This is a genomic window from Bacillus weihaiensis (genome assembly GCF_001889165.1).
In the GTDB taxonomy this organism is placed as follows: Bacteria; Bacillota; Bacilli; order Bacillales; family Bacillaceae; genus Metabacillus; species Metabacillus weihaiensis.
This window is the reverse complement of the sequence record NZ_CP016020.1, coordinates 1,832,632-1,856,773: the sequence shown is the minus strand read 5'-3', so window position 1 is coordinate 1,856,773 and position 24,142 is coordinate 1,832,632. Positions and strand designations below refer to the sequence as shown.

Genomic DNA, 24,142 nt, shown 5'->3' with positions numbered 1-24,142 from the left:
AGGAGGATAAGAAATGGTTTACTTTTCACATCCTAATTTGCTACGAAATCAACCTCAACCAGGTCATCATAAACTAGAGGTTGAAGGTGTAGGGAGTATTTCAGTGAAACCTGATATCGCGATAATTACGTTAGGAGTTATAACTGAGTCAGAGAATGTCCAAAATGCACAAACTCAAAACACGATGAAAATGAATAAAGTCCTACAAGCATTAGATGAAGTAGGAGTAAACCAAGAACAAATTCAAACATTAACATTTACCATCCAACCTATTTATCAATATGTTGATGGTGAGCAAATATTTAAAGGTTATAAAGTTCAACATATACTGGAGATCACTGTAACAGATTTATCACAAACAGGTGAAATCTATCAGGCCGCTATTTCAGTAGGTGCCAACATCGTTGATAATATACGCTATGATCTATCGGACAAAATGAAGGAAAAATCTTACCAACAAGCACTTATATTGGCCTTAAATCAAGCCACATTAAAAGCTCAAACAATCACACATTCTCTTGGTGTCAGCCTTTTGCCTATCCCTATTAAAATCACAGAAAATTCAAGCCCACATACTGCTAAAAGCTCGCCAATTCACTACTCATCAATGGAAACAGCTCCCCCTATTCAGGAAAGGGATATAAAGATAGAAGCAACACTAGATGTTCTTTATTATTATGGTCAATAATTTTCATCATTTTTTTAGAGATGGTGTAGGATATTCCTTTTTAAAGACTCTTTATTTAGCTATGAACATGTTAGCCATTAATAAAAGAGGCTAGGACAGTGCCTGCCTCTTTGATTTGTCCCAGCCTCTATCCTTATAAATTCTTTGTCCAGTTATCGGTGTAACCTTTTCCAACAACTGTTTTCCTATCTATATCAATGAAAACAGTCAGTTTCCCCGAAGATTCTGTTTCAGTATGATGAAAAATAACTGAATAAACCTCCTTTTTGTTATAGTCCTTATCAATAAAAGGTCTGATCTTCTTGTTAACGGGTAGTTTCTCAACGTCTGAATCTTTAGGACTAACCTGAATTAAATCTGTTTCTTTATCAGTAAGACTACTGTACGCAACCATTTCGATTGGAACATCATCATTAGAATGAGATAACTTACAGCCACTCAAAATAATGGCTAATAAAACAAATATTAATATAGAAAACAGCTTATTCAAGATATCCCCCCTCATTACATATTGACGATGTAATTTGGATAAGGTTTCATTCGTACAGTTTTTTATTTCATTCTCTACTTAAACTTGTTGCTAAGTGAATGAATTTCATAAATGGAATACTTAAAGCCTCAAGGCTTTCAGGACGAGAAAAGAGAGTCCCTCCCTAAGGATTTGTAGCTATTTTACCAGCCTATAATTTTTGACCTTGGGCTAGCCTTTTTTCATACATTTATCTTTTTCATTCAGTTAAACGAAAAATCCGCAACATTCCACTATCTATTTAAAATAATTACCTGCAACACTCTACAAACAGAGCCATTTTTTATGTGTGGCCCCAAAAATAAGATTGAATAAGGGCTTCATTGCATTGCACATACCTGTAAAAAATGCATAGAGCAATAAAAAGAAAGAGTGCTCTATAGGTGGTTATTGAACAACCTTTAGAGTCACCCTCTGACGCATTATACGTTTCGATTGATATAAGCATCCATTTGATAAAGAATTTGTTCTTGCATTGCCTCTACTTTTGAAAAATCCATTGCTTCCACATAATAAGCTTCTAGCTTATCTCTAAGCTGCTTTGCCTCCGATAAATACGCAATTGCTTCCTTCATTTTATCTTTATAAGCTTTTGTCGTTCTTTTTATTTCTTCTGCATACTTCTCATCTGTTCCAGGTGTAATACATAAGTCATACATATCAACAATCTCATCAGACTCTCGATCTGGAAAATATTCATGAGGAGCCGTACTATCAAAGATGGCAATTCCTTTTTCTCGTAGAATGACCATATCAAGACTATTCGGATCAAATCCACAGTGATAAACTTCTACATCAAAGCCTCTAGCCTCACCTGCTGCAACAATTTTTTTAAGCATGGTTGATTTTCCTGAACCTGCTCTCCCCTTAATAAAATAACGTTTCTTGACATCCTCTGTTAAATTTGGTATAAAATCTCTTGCTCCATCAGGTGTTGCTGCACCAAGAAAACGATGTTTTACTTTTGATTCTTTTTTTAGTTTCTCATCACCATAAAAAGCTGTAATGAGCTGATCTGTTAGTTGATTTGCTTTCTTAAAGTCCATATTTTCGATATAAACATCTTCGATATCATCATGTGCGCGTAAAGACTCTGCAAATGTTTCATATGCTGCAGAAAATTTAATTTGAATACGATCATTTAAAGTAAGTATTTCATTCTTATCTTTCATTAATTTTTTAGAATCCCAAGCATCACCGAGATTTACATACTCTTCTATTACACCAGGTGCTTTAGGTTCAATGACATGTGGTGCGGTTCCATCGACAATCCCAATTTTCTCATTAGGTAAAATGACTCCATCAATGGATTGCGTGTCGGAGGCACAATGTAGATACTCAATGTCAAATCCCTTTTTTTCCATTATTGCCCCAATATTCTTCATTATAGAGGATTTTCCTGTACCAGGTCCCCCTTTTAAAATAAATAATCTATCAAGATCTTGTAGGACTGAATCGTAAAAGCTAAAAAAACCTTTTGCCGTGTTTCCTCCAGCATAATAATGACGAACTTTACTCATAAACATCACCCTTTCATGCTTTACTCTTACTTTATGTAGATAATCTAACAAGGGTGAATGCCTAATCCTCTTTTATTAGCAGATGGTGACTTCTAGTAGAGCTGATACGTCTTATTTTCTTAAAAACTGTTGGTCCAGTGTCTGTACTTTCGTTATAATAGAATCTATTGATTAGTCTTAAAGGAGAATGAATTCATGAATTCAAAAGAAGTTGAAAAAAAAATAATTGAAAATTATCAAAAAGATGAGAATATGATGATTTTAATTTTTGCACAATGGTGCGTTAATCATGATCTTAATCCAATTGAAATATACCAAAAGGCTTACCCTAGCCAAGAGGAAAATGCTGCTTTAAAGCAAATGGTTGACCTTACTGTACCAAAGGAAGAGGCCGGTGAAATAGCAAATGACACATTAATGAGTGTATTATCTTTATATGGGAACGAAGATCTTGCATTCGTAATAACAGAAGAAATCCTAAAAATGAAGAAAAGTGATCGGTAGGGTTAAGAATGAAGAAAAAATTAGACCACATAGGTATAGCGGTTAGAGATTTAGATAGTAGTATCAATTTTTACGTAACTATTATGAATGGAACGTTACTTGACCGATACAGTAGTCATGCTCCTGGGGTAGAAAGTGAAATTGCTGTCATTGATTTGAACGGTGATCGTATTGAGCTTTTATCCCCTACAAATAACACAACCTCTCCTATTGCACGATTTATTAAGCAAAAAGGAAAAGGCGTGCATCATATCGCCTATCGTGTTGACAACTTAGACGAAGCAATTAATGAATTAGAACAACAAGGAGTGCGCGTTTTAAAGGATACACTTAGGCAGAACAAGCATGGAAGAAGACTAATCTATGTGAATCCAGCAGATTCAGAAGGAACTATTATTGAGTATTGTGATTATCCTGAGCTCGATTAAGCAGGAGGGGTTGGAACAAAAGCACAAAGGCACACATAGATCTTCCTTGGGTAAATAAGCCAATCTAACAAAGGTGGCATACTTTGCCTCCCTTCTAAATTGGCTTATCATTCGAAAAGGCTAGAACATTTGACTTTTTTAAAAAAAGTCAGCCTACAGTAGCTAGACACCAAAACAAAGCAAAGGATTTTTCACGTTCTTTGTACATATATACTATGAACATATATACTATGAAAACTTCTTAAAAATTAACGTTGCATTATGTCCACCAAAGCCAAGAGAATTTGATAATACAGTCGAAATATTTGCTTCTCGAGCTTTGTTTGGAACATAGTCTAAATCTAGTTCATCATCAGGTGTTTCATAGTTTATGGTTGGAGGTAGCATTCCTTCCTTTATTGCTAATAGAGAAAAGATTGCTTCAATTGCACCGGCTGCCCCTAGCGTGTGTCCTGTCATTGATTTAGTAGAGCTAACGGCTAATTGGTAGGCATGGTCACCAAAAACTTCTTTAATTGCCATTGTTTCGTATAGGTCATTATAGAAAGTACTCGTTCCGTGAGCATTGATATAATGAATTTCAGATGGCTGTAACTGTGCATCCTTTAGGGCCATTTTCATTGCTCGTTGTCCACCTTCACCCTGAGGTGCAGGTGTTGTAATGTGGTACGCGTCACCTGTAGCACCATAGCCAACTAGCTCTCCATATATTTTAGCTCCTCTAGCTTTTGCATGCTCTAATTCTTCTAATATAAGAATCCCGGCTCCTTCTCCGATTACAAAACCATTTCGGTTCTTGTCAAACGGTCGACTTGCTGTTTTTGGATCTGGATTTGTCGTAAGTGCCGTCATATTCGCAAAACCCGCTACTGTCATATCTGTAATCGCAGCCTCCGTACCTCCTGTTACGATCATATCCGCATCCCCATTTTGAATAACTCGAAAGGAATCTCCAATTGAATTTGCTCCAGATGCACAGGCCGTCACAGAACAATTATTGATCCCTTTTGCTCCAAGCTCAATTGAAACTCGACCAGACGCCATATCTGGAATAAACATAGGAATGATAAACGGACTAACACGCCTTGGTCCTTTGTCTAGAAACTTTTTGTGCTGTTCTTCAAATTCATCTAGCCCCCCAATACCTGACCCAATCCATACTCCAACACGATCAGGTTCTACATTGTCTCCAACAGTAACTCCTGCATCTTCAATTGCCATTTTACTAGCTGCAACCGCTAAATGGGTGAACCTTGCCATCCTCTTTATTTCTTTATGATCCATATATTCCGCAGGATCAAAGTTCTTTACTTCAGCTGCCACCTTTACTTGAAATTGATCTGCATTTACTCTTTCCATTAGAGAAATTCCAGAAATTCCGTTTTTCACCTTTTCCCATGATGCTTGAACTGTATTCCCTAATGGTGTAATGGCTCCGATGCCTGTAATAACGACACGTTTTTTCATATTTAGCTCTCCTCTTTACATGATTTTACTTATAATTATAATTAGGACTTGGTTCTAATATCTTATACCTATATCTTATCTTAATTTATTAAAAATGAAAAGGAAGAGAGCTTGTTCTTCAGTTGTTCCCAATTCTTTATTTTGTTACGGATTCTTTAAATCGATCGATCAGCCATTTCATCCATATTCTCCGTCCCCACCCATCTTGAATTTCTTTTAACGTTCTTATTCGCCAATACATAGGTGGATGTGCCATAAATTGAAATTCAATAAATCTCCAAATCCAGCTGTCTCGCTCTAATGAAGAAATTTGTTTTGTTTTTTCGGATTCAACCATGCTATAAGAAGTCGCTTTATTCATAGCGTAATCATGTTTTTCAGCTAAAAGAATTAAGCTTTTTGCCATTTGCTCCTGCTTTTGGGGGAGCAATTCACTTGCTTTATGGTCTGCTCTCACTTCCATCCATTGAGAGACAAACGATTGTGAAAGCGGAAAAAGAATCATCATTAGCCAGATTCCTATAAAGACCGGGACTTTAACTGTGTCAATATCATCAACATAATTTTGTATAAGAAGGACCATGAGAATAACAAATCCTACATAGATAGACTTCCAAATTTGCATCCAGAGTACATCTCTTTTTTGAACATGAATCGCTTCATGTGCGAGAATTCCCTCTATAGCTTGTTTTGGTAATGTTAAAGTTGAAGATGTTAACGTAATCATCGCTCTCCCTATATTCATCCCTGTAGCTAGTCCATTGTATTGTGCTGATTCTGTTTCATATAGTTTTACATTTTTAATCTTCGCCTTTTTAAATATAGTACTTGCGAGGATTTGAAGTTCTTGATCTTCGATTTCTTTGGCATCCATTGCAACCTTTAAAACTTTATCGGATATCCATAGGTTTATTCCCCAATAACCTCCTACACACAAGATATAAACCCAAGGAGGTGCATGTAAAAGGTATAATAAAAGTATCACTCCGGAATAAGCTGATACACCTTTTATCGTTGCTGCAAAATAAAGCTTACTTAGCAATCTTTTGATGTTTTTCACATGATAAAACGGGAGAACCTCAATTGTTTCTTTCCTATTTGCAGGATCGTACTGCTTAAAAAACACACTCCATTTTTGAATATTCTCTACTGTAAAATAAATTGTCTCTCCTGGTAAACTCAACCTAAGAGTAGAAGTAAAACTCGTCGTAAAGTCTGTATTTGTGGTAAATAACGTCAAATAAGGGTGAAGCTTTAATAAATCTGCTGATGATTCTATTTGAGAGAACTCACAATCATGTAGGTCTACTTCTCGGGTTTGATACCTTGATAGAAAGTATAACCTATCATTTTCTCTATCAATAAACACCTGTAAATCATAGAACGTATAGATTCTCTTGTAAATTTCACTACCTGCAGAAACTAAGCTGATTAAAATGAAGTATTTCAAAGGACTTTCATTAGGGCCAACATATAGAAATATCAGCCCAGCACTTAAAATGAACAATGATATTCCTACGTCAGCTACGATTCTTTTACTGTGACGAGTAAGAATAATTTTTTCCGTTGAAATGGTTAGTAATTTTCCCTTTACTTCCTTGTATTTCTTTTGTTCAATCGTTAACATCTGAAAGGCGAAATAACTCGTAGAAAGTAGAGCAAGATAAATAAAGCCATCAACGAATGAATGAAGATAAAAAACAACTCCTACAGCAACTAAAGCAATAAAAATTTCAAGGACGATTCCTATCTTTCTATGAAAATGGCTTAGCATTCTACCTATTACTTGGATGATACAACCAGCAACTATATATAGGAATGACTCTTGTAAGCTAGGGATCATCTTGTCACCCCTTATTGAATCTTCATTGTTTCAGTTTTTTGGACCACATCATCAACAGATAGATCTGGATTTTGAATCATCACAACATAACGTAGTCCATTCTCGTCCCAACTTAAGGTGCGTATCAATTCGTCATACTCAGTAATATGCCCCCGCACCTTCCATTTTGACGAATGTAAGGACATACCTTCGCCATTCGGTGTCTCAAAAACCGAAACACTAAAAGCCGGTATGGAATCTTCAAAGTATGTCATATAGACTTCTGTACGATTTAGTTCTCCCCCTATTTTTTCAATCTCTATGGATTCTAATGTGGTAGACTCACCAGTAAATAAAAGGATTTTCTTTCCGAGCGCTTTTTCTGCTTCTTCAAGTGAAGAGGTTTGAGATTGATTACCCACATCTAGCACCTCTACTTCAATATCCTTAGGAATATCTAAAGTGAAGGTATCTTTCGAAAAACTAGGATCAAAGTTAATCTTGTCATAGATTATTTCAGAGCGAGAATTACCAGAATAAGAGATGCTTTTTAAAGTAAACCAGCTTTTTTTATCAACCCAAAATTCCATTATACCTAATAGTGAATCATCTTTTTTTGGAGAAGCTTTTAGATGAAACGTTTCTCTCCCAATTAGTTCCTCTTCTCCTACTACTTCTATAGAATGGGTTTCGCTTAATCCGTTTAAGAGTGTCGTTACTTGATCTTTAGGACTCATGGATGATGGTAGTTCGTCTTGTTGTATATTGATCGAAAATGCTTGCTTCATTTTTTCATCGTATGTTATTACTTCTTCCCCATTATTTAACGTATAAGTAGTATTTTCTTGTTCATCCCTTGTAATAATTTTCCGTTTACCTGTTTTATCTACATATTCTTCCATCGTTATGTTTGCTGACTCTTCGGAATCCATAGAGATATTCAGCGTTGCTTCGCCATAATATTCCTTCACTTCCTTACTAGATTCTAGAGCATTCATCATTATTTCCTCAGATGAAGCAGACACTTCGTCTGAACATCCTGAAATGAAGCCAACATTTAAAATTAAACAGATACTAAGCCAACATTTTCTAAACCTCATCATGAGATCATCCTTCCTTTATCCAGCAGGCTACTAGAGTACCGTAGTTCTCTTCTGACCACAGCCCTATCTTGCCTTGATGTTTTTCCATTAATATTTTTGAAATACTCAATCCTAACCCACTACTTCCACCTAATCCTCTAGCACCATCTACTTGAGTAAATGGCTCAAATACCCTTTTCACATCTTGTTTTGGAATATAGCTTCCTTCATTTTGTATAAGGATAACAGTTCCCTTCATCCTCCATAACTCAATCTTCTCTTTAAAAGGGTGGAAAACCCAATTAGGTAGAGATGATTCCGAACTAATTGCCGCTAACCAAACTCTTTGCCCCTGTTTTGTATGACGGATCGCATTGATCATCAGGTTATCTATTACTCTCGTTATTTGTTTTACGTCAACTTGATAAACCCCAGATATATGTTGCTGAACCGTTAAGTTAAGGTTTTTATTAACACATTGCTCATCGTAACCGGAAAAAACCATGTCAAAAAACTCTTGTCCTTCGACAGAAACTAGCTCCAACGAATTCTGAGGTGATTGTAACGATGTATAAATGGACAAATCATTTAGCATTTGTTTCATTAGTTTTAACTTTTCAGTTAAAATATTTTTGTATTCTTGGCGATTTTCATCTACCATATCATTCCGTTCTAGAGCCTCTGAGTAAGCTTGGATAACAGTTAGCGGGGTTTTCAAATCATGAGTAAGTGCTGCAACAATAAATTGTTTTTCTTTTTGTTCTTCCTCTAGAGCTTTACGAGACTGTTCAATTTGAGTTTTCATCTTTTCAAAATGTGACGATAAAATTCCTATTTCATCACGACGAAACTTTATTTGATTCTCCGTATTTATGCCATTCGCAAAATTAGTCATTTCCTCTTGTAATCTCTTCAAGGGCTTATTTAATCGGTGGTGGAGAAAATAAAGAACGAGTGTATATAACACAATAAAAAAGATGATTGCACAAGCAATAAAAAGAATGGTTCGATTATGAACTTCTTCAACCCATTTTTTACGCTGAACCGTTACCTCATAAATTCCAACCATTTCCCCTTCTTTAAATACTGGTTTTTTTATAAGGTAGGATGAATGTCGTTTTTGAAACTCATTTAAATTCTGATATAGCTGTTCAACATTTACTCGAAAATACTTCTGACTTGTAGGAGGTTCTTTCGTAGAAAAAAGCGCGATCCCATCATATCGATAGAGCGATAAGTTAACTTGATCAGATGCTAATCTCTTAACCTCTCGATAATGCTCTTTTGAGGATAATGTATAGAGATCTCCATTTTCTAATGTGTCACTTACCCCTTCTACTTGGTTATAAATGCTCACATATTCAGTAAGATCTTGTTGTTCATCGTATTTATTAATACTGATATACAAAAGAAAAAGAAAAACGACTGGTAAAAGCATTATGGTAAGATAACTTATCATTAACCAGGTCTTTAATTTCATAAAGGCTCCTCACCAATAAACCTGTAGCCTTCTCCCCAAACAGTCTGAATAAAACTAGCTTCTCTACTAACATCATTTAATTTCATGCGCAAGCTTTTGATGTGAACGGTAACCGTGTTGTTTCCTTCCACTTCCTCTTGTTGCCAAATATGTTCATAAATAGATGCTTTAGAAAAGGTTTCAAAAGGATTATTTGCTAGTAAAAAAAGAACTTCCCATTCTTTATTTGTTAAATGTACAACCTGATCTTTTATATATGTAACTTTTTTACTAAAATCAATTTTCAGTCCATCCGTATACGTTTTCACCGTTGTCTGTTCTTCCTTCCCCATGTACCTTCGATATCTTCTCAGGTGAGAGGCAATCCGGGCAGCCAATTCTTCTAAACTAAAAGGCTTTGTTATATAATCATCTGCACCGAGCTCTAAGCCAATAACCTTTGTTTCATCCTCATGCTTCGCACTAATGAGTAGAAGCGGAAGATCACTTTCTAAACGGATCTTCTTACATAGGGATAAACCATCTAGTTCTGGAAGCATAATATCAACCAAAGCCAATTGATAAATTCCTTGTTTATAATCTTCCCACCCTTCTTTACCAGTTGATGACCAAGTAACATGATAGCCTTCATGTCTTAGATAATCACAAATAATCCTTGCAATTTCTTTATCATCTTCTACTAATAAAATAGACCCTTTATTCATGATATCATCTCTCTTTCAACGACCATTATAACGTTAAGGAACCGATCTTTTTTTTTCTTTATAATCTCTTTATAATTTGGCTGTGCTACTGTTTACTATTTATTTTTTCTCTTTGTTGATTGAAGTCGAGGGCATGGGACCACTTAAGAGCATAGGCCCTTGGCGGCTCCAGGAGCGATTGCATAAACGAATGCCTGTCTTGAAATTCAACAATTAAGATGTACAACCTATAATTAATTCTGCTAATTAAATAATACTAATTTGTTATAACATGGAAAAAAGGTTAACTTTAGATCGTTAACCTTTTTTCCATGCTATCAATTTTTCATTCTTTAATAACGAGCCACTTTAAAAAATCTTGCTCTGACTCTGTAAGAAATCTACCTAAATCTTCAGAAAAATAAACATATAATTCTATGTATCTTTTAGCCATTGCATCCATTTCATTTACCCCCTAGTCCTTATGACACAACTCTCTTATTTTATCATGATTTAAAGGATATGTTAGGATAATATAGAACAAATTTACTGAAAGTTTTGTTTTAAAACATAAGTGAATCAATTTAATAATTTTTTATTTTAAATAAACACAGACCCACGGAATGTTAGATACCTTTTAAATTTTGCTAATTTCGTAAACTTGTGGCTATTTATCAAGTGTCCGATCTGGTTGAATTCCGCTCCAGTTGCTCGCTTTTTAGCGGGGCGGGCGGTAAGCCTCCACGGCGTAAACGCGCCTGTGGGGTCTCACCTGTCCCACTCAGTTTACGTTCAAAGAATCTATTTAAAGGCAACCATCTCTTTGAAAAGAGCTCAGATTTATAAATCCTAAACAGATTGTTGCTGATTTCACATGGCATTAATACGATCTGCAGCCAATTTTGATGCATTATACACAAGATGAACCAAATCAAAATGTACGTTCTCTCGCTTTCCTGTTCGATAACGAACCTGGTTCAATTCGAATTACTCTATTAAATAGGCAATAACTCGTTCAACGGCCGTTCTCTGCTTATACATCTCTTTCCATTTTGAGAGTATCGAGCTGGGGGAGTATAACGGCGTAAATCAGTAGTGATTTTCACTTTATAAAACCTTTTGACAGAGAGAATCCTTAGCTAAAGGATTCTACGGTATTCTTATGGTCGTGTGTACTTTAACGTTTCATGCTTCTAATCGTAACTATCATATCGATAAGAATCTTCTCGAACATAAGCCGGATCGAAGTGTTTATCGAACCCAATGGGTTTGGGGAGGTACTCCTTTTTTTATATTGTGAAAGACTTGTGACCATTCGACTGAGATTTATAAAATTGACTCAAGTACAAACATTTAAAGATAAAAGTAAAGACCCGAATTATTAGGGAAGTTCTAACGAAAATAATCTAATAGTTCGGGTTTACCATTGGCTGAAATATGTCCTAACCACTTTATATCCGCCGCTTAGTTAAGGCATTAAAAAAATAGCCTCTAATGCTGGCATGCCATTTGCAAGACCTACCGCTACACCTGTATATGTTTTACCAGCTTCAAGCTCCACTTGAGGGATCGTTAATACTACGTTATTTGTGCCAGCTACCCTCACCTCTAAATCAACTGTCATAGGTGATAAAGTTAAGTACTCTGTTGCTTTTCTAAACGGAACGTTCTTAAAAATGACATCTCCACCTTTAACAGCAATGTCTACATTCGGTGCATCTGGAGATAAATGAATCACTCTCACCTTACTTTGATTAGGACTTACATAAGGTTTATCAACATATACATCTAACATTAAAGTAGAAAGTACTCCTGTAGCAGCCGCCGTATAATAAGTGTTTCTGGTTAATGCAACTCTTTCACTAAGAACTGGGGTAGTCATCTCACCTGCAGGATATACCTCTACTAAATACTGACCAGGAGGTAATTGAAGATATTCAGTTGTCTCTTTAAAGGTTAAATTTGCAACTGCCTTTTGACCATTCACATAAACATCTACTGCAGGTGCGTCAGGAGATGCATGTAATACTCTTACAAAAGCAGTTGATTGTGCTGTACGCTGATACATCGGATACATCATATTCTGATTCACTTGATAACCTTGTATCTCCACCGCAGCAAGTTGACTAACACACATCAGATGTTTTTGAACGTACATCATTGATAAAGAAGGATTTGAATATTTGTAGAAGTTAGCGAGCATGTCATATTTTGCAGCTTCCAATACTAATGAAGTTTCATGTTGATTATGCATAGTATCCACCCCTAAAAAATTATTTAACACCATACAATATGTTAAATGCCCATTTTGTTTCCAACTTCTTTTCTCACTCTCGGTTGCAATTTAATTTGAAGTTCAATACATATTGGCATCGATCATAAGCGAGTTAAGAAGCCACTTGGTAAGTCTCGTGCAATAAGACGATTTAAGATAGAAGGAATTCTTTTCCTTCAATACTAAAATGGCTTAAAACTTCGAAGGAGCTAGGCGGTGAGCTAGATGTCTAAGCGCTTTTGAACAACCTATACCTATTAAATTACGCTAAGCATAATAAAAAGAGGGTGACTAAAAAAGGTTGTTAATTAACGACCATTTGAGTCGCTCTTTCATTTTATTGCTTTCAGTTTACAAAATATAGGCAACATAAAGAAGCCCCCATTTACTCGTATTTTTATGGAAGCCACTCAGTGAATAGATGACTGTGTATTCATAGATTGTTACAATATTGATGTTAAATTGTTAGTGGAATGGAGCGGAAGACACTTGACTCCTCCGGGAAGTGAGGAAGAAAAAAAGCTAACCCAAGGTCTAAAACCTAGACTATTGGGTCAGCCTCTCCATGAATATTTATTTCCCATTCATTACTAAATTGAATGGCTTTACGACAATCTTTATCACCTAGACCTTCGATTTCTCACTTTTTCTATCTTCTACTCCAGCTATAGGAGCGTTATGCAGTCGATGGCTTCTTCTATCATTCGCTTCAGTCACAATTGATTCATCTATAGGAATCATTACAAGGCTCAGCATGAAGGGTTGGTCTTCTCTTTTTTTGGATATTATTCCATTCTCCCTTTATCTGTTTCTACCACTGTATGCAATAAGAAAGAGGTTTTATCTCATTTTACATTGAAGGATATATTACCCTGTCTTCTTTTCTGTTTTCATATATAAACTAAACATTACAACTGCTAAAATAATAAGGAGTAAAAGGAACAAAAATATATTACGATAAATCAAATGTACCTCAATTCCTTTTTGAATCGTCATTAACATACCTGTCAATGTAACACCAAATGCCCCACCAAAAAATTGAATTAACTGTGCCATTCCCATTCCAGTACCAATCTCATCCTTGGGAAGAATTCTCGAGACTTCATTTGATACACTAGATGTTAACGCAGAAAAGCCGGTACTCATAAACATGTAAGTAAAGAGTATAAAATAAGGTGTGATTGTCGATAGAAAAGCAAACAATATGGTAGATAGTAATAAAAAGAATTGACCAAAAAGAATGATTGGCTTGTTACCAAATTGATCGATTACTCGCCCAATAAACTGTGCTGCCACGGCAGAAAGGATTGCTCCTGGAAAAATGATCAGACCAACTTCGGCTGCATCTTTATTAAATTCATTTGTTAAGATAATAGGCATTAAAAATAAGGCAGAAAAATGAGTAATAAATGCAGTGAATCCGATAAATAACAATTTTAAATATTGCTTATTTTTTAATAATCTAGGCTGTATAAACGGTAGGTCTACTTTCTTTACATGTTTCCATAGCAATACCAAAAAAAAGAGTGTGATAAAAAGAGTAAGATAAGAAAAGGTTGATAGAAACAAGAGTGATCCTGTAACGGCTACAGCAGTTAGCACTCCACCGACGGTATCAAACTTTCCTTTTTTCACCTCTTCTAAAGGTAAAAGCTTCTTAAAAATTGGAATCATAAGTACAACTAATCCGGTTACTGCAAATAAATAATTCCACCCTAGGTATTTCGTTATCGCTCCACCAAGTACCGGACCTAAACCAAACCCTAACGATGAAGCAGAAGCAATTAATGCCATAGCCTTCCCTCGTCGCGAAACAGGAATATAACGGCTAGCTAGGACCATCGCTAATCCAGGCACAGCCCCTGCACCTGCTGCTTGAAATAATCGTGCTAGGAGAAGGATACTAAATGAGTTTGATAAAAAACCGACAATTGAAGCTATACTTAAGAGACCTAAACCAATAAATAATAATCTTGAAATAGGAATAAAATCTGATAAACGACTGAATGTTAAAGTTGCAATAGCAAATACAATAGAATATCCAGAAACAATCCATGATGCTGTTGCAGTTTTAAGAGACAAATCACTTAACACACTAGGCAGTGCTACATTAAACATCGTTGTGTTCATAACAACAAGCCATACTGTAAAACTCCATAATAAGATTACCTTATTTTCATCAATGGTTTCATTGGATGTTGTTTTTTCTAACGTTTGAGAAGATATATGAATCACCTTTTTCTTTAAAATTAACCCTACATATCATACGACTTCTAGCAGGTAAAAGGAAAGTAAAATGCTTCGGAACTCTAAATATCTTTCTCCATGAAATGAATGATGAGGAGCATCGATTGTGACAATTAATAAATGTAAGAAAATGAAAAAAGAGCCTGGGACAAAACAAAGAACCAGGCACCCTCCGATACAAACTATTGTGTGCACTAGATAAATCAGTGCGTACATATAGTCGTTACGATAAGGTGCCAGGCACTTCTGTCCCAGCCTCTTTTCCTTAAATAAAACTAGTTCATTCCAGTTCCTTTGTAAAAGACTGTTTGCATTAACGATTCTACCTAAGTGTCGATTTTCCTTGTGCCTACAAGGTTTATCTCTATATAGGGAGAACACCTCTTCCTATCTAATTAGGATATATTGTTACATTGGTGCATTTACTTCTAGATCTTCAATATGCTTCTCTTGATATTGAACATCTTTACGTGCATTATATCGATCAGCTTTTTCAACAGTTGCGGTGATATTATAATCTGGTATTCCTGCATACTTTTCATAACGTCCTCTCGGTAATAAGAAGTTACCTTCTGGGAAATGAACTTCAATATTTCCAAGTGCTATATCAACAAACTTCGCTCTTCCTTGGAAGACACCAAATCCATTATAAACAACAATTCCTTCACCATCTGCTACACTTAATCTTTTACCGTCTTGAGCATTCATTAATACATCATAACGTTCTGCTTTATTAAAAGGATCTACTTCTTTGTACACCATTGAATTAAATTGTTTCCCACGTCTAGAAGTCACTATAAATTGACCATCTTTTTTGTTTAAGTCAGGAATTTCAACAGAAATTAAGTTGCCTTTTCCATCAGGAGTTGGGCATATTCCACCTTCACAAAGCCATGCTCCCCCCCACTGGAACACATCTCCTTGCTTTTTCAGATGCTGGATTCCATCATAGTCCCGATTGGCAATCGCAATCTCGTCTCGAATCTCTTGACCTGATTGAAAGTCAACTAAGTGGGCTGTATCAGGTTTTACACGTTTTGCAAGATCGATATATATTTTCCATTCAGAACGAGCTTCTTCAATAAGATTTTTATTCCCTTCAATTTCAGGAGAGAAATAAACCATTCGTTCTGTAGATGTTGAAGTACCACCACCATCTTGTTCGTACCTTGTTTTTGCAGGTAGTACGATGACCGCTTCTTTTGCATCAACAAGTGTTGAAGTATTAAAAATAATATCCTGATGAACTCGAATATCTAGCTCAGCTAGTGCTTTTTCAATAAAATCAGGATCCGGCATCGTTTCTAAGAAGTTACCTCCAGATAAGTAATAGAGCTTAATTTTTCTTTCATGATCCTCTGGTAGCATGATATTCTCTAAAGTAACACCAACTATATCACCCTGCCATTTAGGAAGTTCAAAGCCCCATATACGTTCCATACGTTCAGCATTTTCCGGATCAAAGCCACTACCAGGAAGAACAAATGGATCTGCTCCCATTTCACCCGATCCTTGTACAGAAGAATGTCCACGGAATGGCATTAACCCATTATACTTGCGTCCTAAATAACCACGTAAAAGGGCAAGGTTTGCAACCTGTGAAATATTATCTGTCGCAAATGAATGCATTGTTAAGCCTAACGCCCAAGCAAATACAGCATTTTTACTATTGGCTAGTAATACAGCTAACTCAGCAATACGTTCTCTTGAAACCCCAGAAGATTTCACAATCTCCTCCCAAGATTGCTGCATAACAGTTTCTTTTAATTCATCAAATCCATTCACATGCTGTTGGACGAATTCATGATTAATCGCTGAACCATATTCTTTCTCTTCCATTTCAAACCAATGCTTCATAATTCCATGCATAAAGGCAATATCACCACCAATATTAACCTGGTAGAAATCATCAGCCAATTTTGTTCCGAATAACGCAGATTCCATATTGGATGGAATCCAGTATTTGTCTAATGCAGGCTCTTTATATGGATTAACAACAATGATTTTCGCTCCGAGTTTTTTTGCTTCCAGCATATATTTTGTGGATACTGGTGATGCATTTGAAGCAACACTTCCCCAGAATAATAAGACATCTGTTCCAAACCAATCCTGATAGTTTGCCGTTGAAGCACCTACTCCAATAGAACGCTTTAATGCTGTTTTACTTGGTGAATGACAAATCCTTGACGCATTGTCAATATTATTTGTACCTAGAAATCTTGCGACTTTAGCTGCCACATAGTAAGATTCATTAGTAATACCTCGTGAAGTTAAATAAAACCCGTATTGCTTTGGATCTAGCTGTTTCATTTTTTTTGCAATAATATCCATTGCTTCATCCCACGTGAGTCGAGAGAATTTTCGTTCACCTTTTCTACGAATGAGCGGATAAGGGATTCTTCCCAATTTTCTTAACTCAGTACTGCTATACTTACGCAATTCATCTATATCCGCATGGACAATTTCCTCTTTTAAAGCAGGCATTGTATTTAGACGTAACACGTTTAATCTAGTCGTACACATATGTGGTCCTTTTAAGGTTTGATCATATAAACCAGACACACCTAAAGCACAGCCATCACAAACACCTTGTGTAACAATTCTTGTAGCATATCCAAGATTATCTCGGTTATCCCATGCTATTTTCATTGTGTCGCGAAAATGTTGTGGCTTAACTTTTCCTAGTCCAAACGGAACTGGGCTTACCCAATGCTTTGGTTGTGGTGTTTTCGTTGCTTTAATTGGTCCTTGATGTTTTGTCTCTCCCATTAAAATCACTCCTTGTCTATTAAACTATGAAAGAAACGTTTAAGATGAAGTGTTGCTTTCATATCTTCCAATACTATAAGTAGAGAAAATCTAGCCTACTGACAATTTGTCATATTAGCAGTAGGCTAGATTTCCTCGTCAGCTAAGTAAATAAAATAGATTTCTCAATCAGCTAACTTCTTAGTCTTTCCATCTAAAAAAATAATAAAACCACCGTCAAACACCTCCAGATCCTAATGAAGTTGTGCTTATAACGGTGGTTAGTCTTTTGCAGGGTCGCTACTAAGTGCCATACCTATTTATTAAATTTTTCCTGTATATCTTCATTAAAAACGAATATTGACATTCCAAAATCTCGATCAATATCGATATCTACAAAAAGATCTACGTATTTGCACCCTAGAAATTCTTCCATCTCTATCGGCGGATTTTTTTTATACATTTGTTTAACCATTTCAGTTCTTGCTGCACGTAAGGCTTGTTTCCCCTCATCTGCACTAGCAATAAATTTTTCAACAGGCGATAAATTCCCTTCCATTTCACATATTGCCCAGTTTTTACAAAAGGTCGTTGTAATCTTACTAGGTCCTTTTCCCATATGCTTTTTTCTGAAGGAACGAACTATATTACTAAATTCTGCTTCGTACTTATTCATGGTCCCCTCCTACCTAATAGAGGTATTAGCATGAGGTATTTTATCATAAGTAGTACGAATTGGAAAGAAGAATTAACCTGCTATTGTGTTACTTGAAGCCTTAACAGCATTCTCTCTTCGAAGCTTATTAATATCACGACGTATTAACAAGGAAATAGCTAAAGCAATAACAAACATACCTGCAAAGAAAGTTAAGCTAGTTGCATAGCTTCCCGTCGTATCCTTCATCCAAGCAGCAAACATTGGACCCGCTAAACCTGCAGCTGCCCAAGCAGTTAAGATATAGCCATGAATGGCACCAAGCTGTTTTGTTCCAAATAAATCCCCGATGTAGGCAGGAATAGCAGCAAAACCACCACCATAGCACGTGTATACGATTGCTAGCATAACCTGGAATAGAAATGCTTCTTGTGTATGAGGCAAAATGGCAAATAAAATAATTTGTAAGACGAAGAACGTTGTATATGTATTGGGACGACCGATAAAGTCAGAGACAGAGGCCCAACCTATTCTCCCAAGTCCATTAAAAATCCCTAATATTCCAACAAGTGCTGCCGCTTCTGCTGTTGTTAACCCTATACTTTCCTGGGCTAAAGGCTTTGCAGCAGATAGAATGGCGATACCACATGTAACATTTATGAAAAGCATCAACCATAAATAGTAGAATCTTGATGTTTTAATCGCTTCATTAGCAGTTAATTGAGATAAATCTTCTTTGATTCTTGATTTTCCTGCTTTTACTTTATCATTAAAACCTGCAGGAGCCCAACCAGCTGGTGGTTTTTCTAGGTATAATGAAGATAACGTCATAATGACTAAATAAGAAACCCCTAGAATATAAAAAGTGTTTGCTGTACCAACAGAATTGATTAATACTTCCATTATAGGACTACTAATGGCTGCTGCAAATCCGAAACCCATAATAGCAAGTCCAGTTGCTAGACCTCTTCGGTCAGGGAACCATTTAACTAGTGTGGAAACAGGTGCAATATACCCTACTCCAAGACCTATTCCTCCAAGGACACCATAAGTAATATATAAAAATGGTAGTGATCCTAGATTTACAGCTAAACCTGCACCAATCACGCCCACTCCAAAAAAGCCTGCCGCAAGAAGTCCAGCTGCTTTTGGACCATATTTTTCAACAAAATGTCCTAAAAACGCAGCTGATAAACCAAGAAATAAAATTGCTAAACTAAATGTTAGTTGAACTTGCTGTGATGTCCATCCAAATTCATTCATTAATGGATTTGTAAAGTTACTCCATGCGTAAACTGATCCAATTGAAATGTGAATTCCTACAGCAGAAGCTGCAATAAGCCAACGATTTTTTGTCTTTTTCACAAATACATCCCCTATCTACTTCATACATTCATTTGAACCTTCAACTTAAAGAAGGTGAACTACATTCGACCTATTTGGAGGTTATGTAGTTTGTTATATGAACCATTTTTTATCAAAATAAAAGCAAATCTTATCGTGCACGCTACTAGAAGCTATAAAACTTCTAAACAACAAAGAAAACCGCCAATCTCCAAAAGGTGTAAATGATACATTTACAAGCCTTCGGTGATTGACGGTTAGTTTCAAGCAGGAATCGCTACTATCGGACCAACAGTTAATCGCTTACATTTTCATAACAAATTGAACCGTAGACAGGATCGCTATCACGGAGAACAAGATGTTACAAAATCATGAACTTTGTAAAAAAATCTTAACATGGCAATTCCTAATATGCAATAAGCTATTTAAATTTTTTTATTCCTCCTCTTACCTTGGCAATTGTGTTTAGCTAACTTTTCTACTTGTTTAAAAAAACAGAATGTGTTTATACTTTAGTAATCTTACAATCTAAGGTGATGGAATTATGAATGTTAGTAACAACTACAAGATTATTAAATTTCAGAATGATCGACTATACGAAACAGAAGATACCATTGTATCAGAATATCCTTTAACACTATTTGTGAATGACGAGGAATTCGCAACACTGGTTTGTACACCAACACACTTTGATGAAATGGTTATTGGTTTCCTTGCTTCTGAGGGGGTTATTAGATTTCACGATGACATCAAAGATTTACGAATCGATGAAGATGCAGGCTTCGCGTATGTGACATTAAACCACAACATAACCGTTCATCAACAACAATATTCAAAACGTTTTATCGGATCTTGCTGTGGTAAAAGTCGCCAATTCTACTTGCAAAATGATGTTAAAACAGCTAAAACATCGACCTCAACTATAAAGATTAACGCTAGTACTTGCATTCAATTAATGAATGATATGCAAGCAAGTAGTAAGGTCTTCCAACATACAGGTGGCGTTCACAATGCTGCCCTATGTACAGCTGATGAATTATTAGTCAGTCGTACAGATATTGGTCGACATAATGCATTAGATAAATTATTTGGATATAGTATTTTAACAAGAATGCCCGTTAGAGATAAAATCATCGTTTTTAGTGGGCGAATATCTTCTGAGGTCTTGGTAAAAGCCTCAAAAATTGGGGTTGGCATTGTCTTATCAAAGTCCGCTCCTACAGACTTAGCTATTAAAATGGCGCATGACTTAAATATAACGGCAGTTGGCTTTATACGAGGAAATGCATTTAATGTGTATTCCCACCCAGAAAGAATTGTAGAAAACTAGAAAGTACAGTGAAGGAGGTATTAGAATGAACTCTTCAAAAAACCCAATATACGATTACTTCAATCGCCCCCTTCGTGATTTACGAATATCGGTAACGGATAAATGTAATTTTAGGTGTACATATTGTATGCCTGCTGAAATTTTTGGACCGGATTATCCTTTCTTAAAAAGGAAGGAACTTTTATCTTACGAAGAAATTGAACGACTAGCTAAAATCTTTGTTTCATCGCTCGGTGTTCAAAAGATAAGAATAACAGGCGGAGAACCTTTAATGAGAAAAGATCTACCCTCCCTCATTAGAAAGCTTAATGAGATTGAAGGGGTAGAAGATATTGCCATGACTACAAATGGTTCCCTCCTTCCAAAATACGCTAAAGAACTAAGGGCTGCAGGATTAAATCGTGTATCAATTAGTCTCGACTCCCTACAAGATGAAGTATTTGGAAAGATTAATGGTAGAGGGGTTACTGTTCAGACAGTTATTGATGGTATTGATGCAGCAGCAGAAGCCGGTTTAAAAGTAAAAATAAACATGGTAGTGAAACGCGGAATGAATGATCATGAAATTGTTCCTATGGCAAAATTCTTTAGAGAAAAAGGTCATATTTTACGATTCATTGAATTTATGGACGTCGGAAATACAAATAAATGGAATTTAAAAGATGTTTATTCTAAGAAAGAGATCATAGAGGATATTCACAAAATTATGCCACTCGAACCAATTGAACCTAACTATACAGGAGAAGTGGCTACACGATATCGTTATCAAGGGGCTAACGATGAAATTGGCGTTATCTCTTCTGTATCAGACGCATTTTGTTCGACCTGTAACCGAGCAAGATTATCAGCAAATGGTATGTTATATACTTGTCTCTTTGCTTCTAAAGGACATGATTTACGTGAACCAATCCGCTCTGATTTATCAAATGACGAGTTAACCGAACTCCTTGAAAACATCTGGTTTAAAAGAGACGATAAATACTCTTTAGAACGTAGTGAAACTTCAGCAACACGTAAGAAAATAGAGATGTCACACATCGGAGGCTAGGAGGAATTTTACATGAGTTCAACTTGCAAGCTCGATCACACATTAGAAGACGTAAAGAAAAAGCTCGCTGAACAATCGTCTCACTTACCTAACGAAATTATGAAGCATACAGAGTTATACCTACAAAAAGGTTGTCATCAAAAGCAATTAAATGAACTATTTCATTTACTAAAAAAATATGACCTTGCATCTGAAGAAGATAAAAAAATACGAAATGAGAAATTCTTTTCATTTTTAACTATTTAGTATACTAGAATAACAAAAACACCAGTGAGAGTTTGAAGTCTTCCTGGTGTTTTTAATGCTATTGGCTTCAAAAATTCACCTTCGTTTCTAGCTAAAATATGGAGAAATAAGGGGAATGAGCCGATCAATTTTTATCTCTCACGCTATAACAAACGTCTGATCATTTAGATTAGGAAGATAGGTAAACTGCTATGTTAATCCTTTTATCTTTATTGGTAGTTTTTTATGTTTTTGAAATCAATAGGTTTATTTTAAAACGTCCTTTAAGAATACCATCACTAATGTCAGAAAAGTTACTCGACTTTTTATATACGCTTGACATGTCCACCTATTTAAGAAAGACTTATATAAAGTTGATTCACTAGTATGGATGTAGTCTACACTTGTAAAAATTTACTATTTTTATGAATTTAATTTTGATTTTTAAGTGAGGGGTTTAAAAGTGATATATGACGATAAATACCATTTACACATAGGTTATTATGAAGATGGCTTTGATTTAGAAGCTGTCGCATTTAAAAGACAATCACAAGATATTTGGGATATCTTCTTTGATTTCGAACAATATGATTTTAACAATACTGTCTCAAAGACAGAATTAAAAGGGGTCGGTTATCACATTTTTTCAATAGAGACTGAGGATCTTGATTATCAAGACGGTGCCCTAGTATTTGAACAGTGGTTATTAAATCAAAGGTTGGTACGGATATAGCAATTACAAGTAAAAACGAACAATAGCCCAGTTAACAAACATACACCGAAAGAAACTATTTTGTTAGAGTAATATCCTGTTTTTAAGCTCGGTTCTTATTTTGCTCGAAAATGTAAAATATAGATAAGATATGTAATAAAAAACGCCTGGAAATCCAAGCGTTTTATGGTTGATTTACTTCGGGTATTGAATTTCAAGAACAATGTGGCTTAAATCGCTGATAAAGATTAGAGTATAGTCAATTTTTATCCAAACCTAAAAATAAACTCAATCCTCTTTGTGTGTATCGACGATGTTCTTCCCATAGAAAATTTCATCCATTTCTTTTGTTAAGCTATCTGTTATTTGCTCCTGTTCTGCTTCACTTAATTTGTCCTTTGTATAACCAAACAGGTAATTGTTTAAATCAAATTTCTTCAGCTTACATTTCGTATGAAAGATATTTTCTTGATAAATGTTTACATCAATCATATGAAATTGTTTTTTTACTTTTTCAGGTATATAGTTCTGGATTGAACTTATATCGTGATCAATAAATAGCTTATGACCGTTAATATCCCTTGTAAACCCTCTAACTCGATAGTCCATTGTCATAATATCTGTATCAAAGGAATGAATGAGATAATTGAGCGCCTTTAAAGGCGAAATTTCTCCACATGTCGAGACATCGATATCTGCTCTAAACGTACTAATCCCTTCATTTGGATGATACTCAGGATATGTATGAACTGTAATATGGCTTTTATCCAACCCCATGACAACAGCAGAAGGAAGAGGTCCAGGTGATTCATCAAACGAGCCATTCGGTACCTCAACTACAGGTCCTTCCGATACTAAAATGGTGACACTTGCACCCTGTGGTACATAATCTTGTTTAGCAATATTCAAAACATGAGCACCAATAATGTCTGTAACTGATTCTAGAATGGTTGTTAATCGATCAGCATTATATTGCTCATCAATATACTCAATATAGGCTTCTCTTTCCTCTTTTGTTTTCGTATAACAAATATCATACATATTAAAGCTTAGAGACTTTGTAAGATTATTAAACCCGTGTAACTGGATTCTTTGCTCAGGTGTTAGCTTCATTTACTTTTCCCCCTATCCGGTTTCCGAACCTTACTATATTACTAACATACCCATTTTTTCTCTTGAAAAATCATTTTAAAAGCAAGGATTTTAAAGTTTGCCTTAGCTACAAGTCGTTTCTTACAAGAGTTGTTATACATAGCTTCATCACAATTGATCTAATACTTCTGTTATTGAAGAGCTTCCGGAAGACACTATCAAAAGAATTTCTCAACGTTTTCGGATGACATAAAGATGAAATG

General features: G+C 35.6%; 20 protein-coding genes and 1 pseudogene. 7 read left to right on the top strand and 14 right to left on the bottom strand.

Features of this window, described 5'->3' with window-relative positions; all coding sequences use genetic code 11:
- Positions 1–13: 13 nt before the first annotated feature.
- On the top strand, positions 14–688 hold the full coding sequence (locus A9C19_RS08945; RefSeq protein ID WP_072579625.1) for an SIMPL domain-containing protein: 675 nt from the start codon (positions 14–16) through the stop codon (positions 686–688).
- 133 nt (positions 689–821) lie between these two features.
- On the opposite strand, the gene A9C19_RS08940 is transcribed toward A9C19_RS08945, so the two are convergent.
- Together A9C19_RS08940 and A9C19_RS08935 are read right to left on the bottom strand one after the other, a co-directional pair.
- Entirely contained in the window at positions 822–1,178 is a 357-nt protein-coding gene (locus A9C19_RS08940) for a hypothetical protein (protein WP_072579624.1), read from the bottom strand.
- 461 nt (positions 1,179–1,639) lie between these two features.
- A complete protein-coding gene (locus tag A9C19_RS08935) occupies positions 1,640–2,737 on the bottom strand; it encodes a PRK06851 family protein (protein ID WP_072579623.1) in 1,098 nt (365 codons plus the stop codon).
- Positions 2,738–2,932: 195 nt separating this feature from the next.
- Between A9C19_RS08935 and A9C19_RS08930 the strand changes: the two genes are divergently transcribed.
- Together A9C19_RS08930 and A9C19_RS08925 are read left to right on the top strand one after the other, a co-directional pair.
- Positions 2,933–3,241, top strand: coding sequence for a hypothetical protein (locus tag A9C19_RS08930; RefSeq protein WP_072579622.1), 309 nt, complete (start codon positions 2,933–2,935; stop codon positions 3,239–3,241).
- Between the two features lie 8 nt (positions 3,242–3,249).
- Complete coding sequence (locus A9C19_RS08925; RefSeq protein ID WP_072579621.1) at positions 3,250–3,669, top strand: VOC family protein; 420 nt, start codon at positions 3,250–3,252, stop codon at positions 3,667–3,669.
- Between the two features lie 228 nt (positions 3,670–3,897).
- Here the strand turns inward: A9C19_RS08925 and fabF are convergent, their stop codons facing one another.
- From fabF to A9C19_RS08875, 11 genes and pseudogenes are all read right to left on the bottom strand, one after another.
- Positions 3,898–5,136: a beta-ketoacyl-ACP synthase II gene (fabF, locus tag A9C19_RS08920; protein ID WP_072579620.1), complete on the bottom strand. Its 1,239-nt coding sequence runs from the start codon at positions 5,134–5,136 to the stop codon at positions 3,898–3,900.
- A gap of 136 nt (positions 5,137–5,272) precedes the next feature.
- A complete protein-coding gene (locus tag A9C19_RS08915; protein WP_072579619.1) occupies positions 5,273–6,979 on the bottom strand; it encodes a M56 family metallopeptidase in 1,707 nt (568 codons plus the stop codon).
- An 11-nt stretch (positions 6,980–6,990) separates the two neighbouring features.
- Entirely contained in the window at positions 6,991–8,058 is a 1,068-nt protein-coding gene (locus A9C19_RS08910) for a LolA family protein (protein WP_072579618.1), read from the bottom strand.
- Positions 8,059–8,065: 7 nt separating this feature from the next.
- Positions 8,066–9,520, bottom strand: a complete 1,455-nt coding sequence (locus A9C19_RS08905) for a HAMP domain-containing sensor histidine kinase (protein WP_072579617.1) — start codon at positions 9,518–9,520, stop codon at positions 8,066–8,068.
- The gene (locus tag A9C19_RS08900; RefSeq protein WP_072579616.1) at positions 9,517–10,224 is read right to left on the bottom strand and encodes a response regulator transcription factor; all 708 of its coding nucleotides are present in this window, start codon (positions 10,222–10,224) and stop codon (positions 9,517–9,519) included. Before A9C19_RS08900 ends, A9C19_RS08905 begins: the two co-directional genes overlap by 4 nt.
- Positions 10,225–11,073: 849 nt before the next feature.
- Positions 11,074–11,477 (bottom strand): annotated as a pseudogene (locus A9C19_RS21145) (transposase); the annotation flags it as partial.
- A gap of 194 nt (positions 11,478–11,671) precedes the next feature.
- A complete protein-coding gene (locus A9C19_RS08895; RefSeq protein ID WP_072579615.1) occupies positions 11,672–12,457 on the bottom strand; it encodes a DUF4397 domain-containing protein in 786 nt (261 codons plus the stop codon).
- An 888-nt stretch (positions 12,458–13,345) separates the two neighbouring features.
- Entirely contained in the window at positions 13,346–14,713 is a 1,368-nt protein-coding gene (locus tag A9C19_RS08890; RefSeq protein WP_233499257.1) for an MFS transporter, read from the bottom strand.
- 420 nt (positions 14,714–15,133) lie between these two features.
- Positions 15,134–17,494 (bottom strand): FdhF/YdeP family oxidoreductase, encoded by a 2,361-nt coding sequence (locus A9C19_RS08885; protein ID WP_072579614.1) that lies wholly within the window; start codon positions 17,492–17,494, stop codon positions 15,134–15,136.
- 295 nt (positions 17,495–17,789) lie between these two features.
- A complete protein-coding gene (locus A9C19_RS08880; protein ID WP_072579613.1) occupies positions 17,790–18,149 on the bottom strand; it encodes a Na-translocating system protein MpsC family protein in 360 nt (119 codons plus the stop codon).
- Between the two features lie 72 nt (positions 18,150–18,221).
- Positions 18,222–19,493 (bottom strand): L-lactate MFS transporter, encoded by a 1,272-nt coding sequence (locus A9C19_RS08875; protein WP_072579612.1) that lies wholly within the window; start codon positions 19,491–19,493, stop codon positions 18,222–18,224.
- A 523-nt stretch (positions 19,494–20,016) separates the two neighbouring features.
- Between A9C19_RS08875 and fdhD the strand changes: the two genes are divergently transcribed.
- From fdhD to A9C19_RS08855, 4 genes are all read left to right on the top strand, one after another.
- The gene (gene fdhD, locus A9C19_RS08870; protein WP_072579611.1) at positions 20,017–20,802 is read left to right on the top strand and encodes a formate dehydrogenase accessory sulfurtransferase FdhD; all 786 of its coding nucleotides are present in this window, start codon (positions 20,017–20,019) and stop codon (positions 20,800–20,802) included.
- A gap of 25 nt (positions 20,803–20,827) precedes the next feature.
- Positions 20,828–21,850 carry a GTP 3',8-cyclase MoaA gene (gene moaA, locus A9C19_RS08865; RefSeq protein ID WP_072579610.1) on the top strand — a complete coding sequence of 341 codons (1,023 nt, stop codon included), beginning with the start codon at positions 20,828–20,830 and terminating at the stop codon, positions 21,848–21,850.
- A gap of 12 nt (positions 21,851–21,862) precedes the next feature.
- A complete protein-coding gene (locus A9C19_RS08860) occupies positions 21,863–22,096 on the top strand; it encodes a hypothetical protein (RefSeq protein WP_072579609.1) in 234 nt (77 codons plus the stop codon).
- A 442-nt stretch (positions 22,097–22,538) separates the two neighbouring features.
- The gene (locus A9C19_RS08855; protein WP_072579608.1) at positions 22,539–22,808 is read left to right on the top strand and encodes a DUF3986 family protein; all 270 of its coding nucleotides are present in this window, start codon (positions 22,539–22,541) and stop codon (positions 22,806–22,808) included.
- 267 nt (positions 22,809–23,075) lie between these two features.
- Here A9C19_RS08855 and speD read toward each other — a convergent pair whose 3' ends face one another.
- A complete protein-coding gene (gene speD, locus A9C19_RS08850) occupies positions 23,076–23,900 on the bottom strand; it encodes an adenosylmethionine decarboxylase (RefSeq protein WP_072579607.1) in 825 nt (274 codons plus the stop codon).
- Positions 23,901–24,142 lie beyond the last annotated feature (242 nt).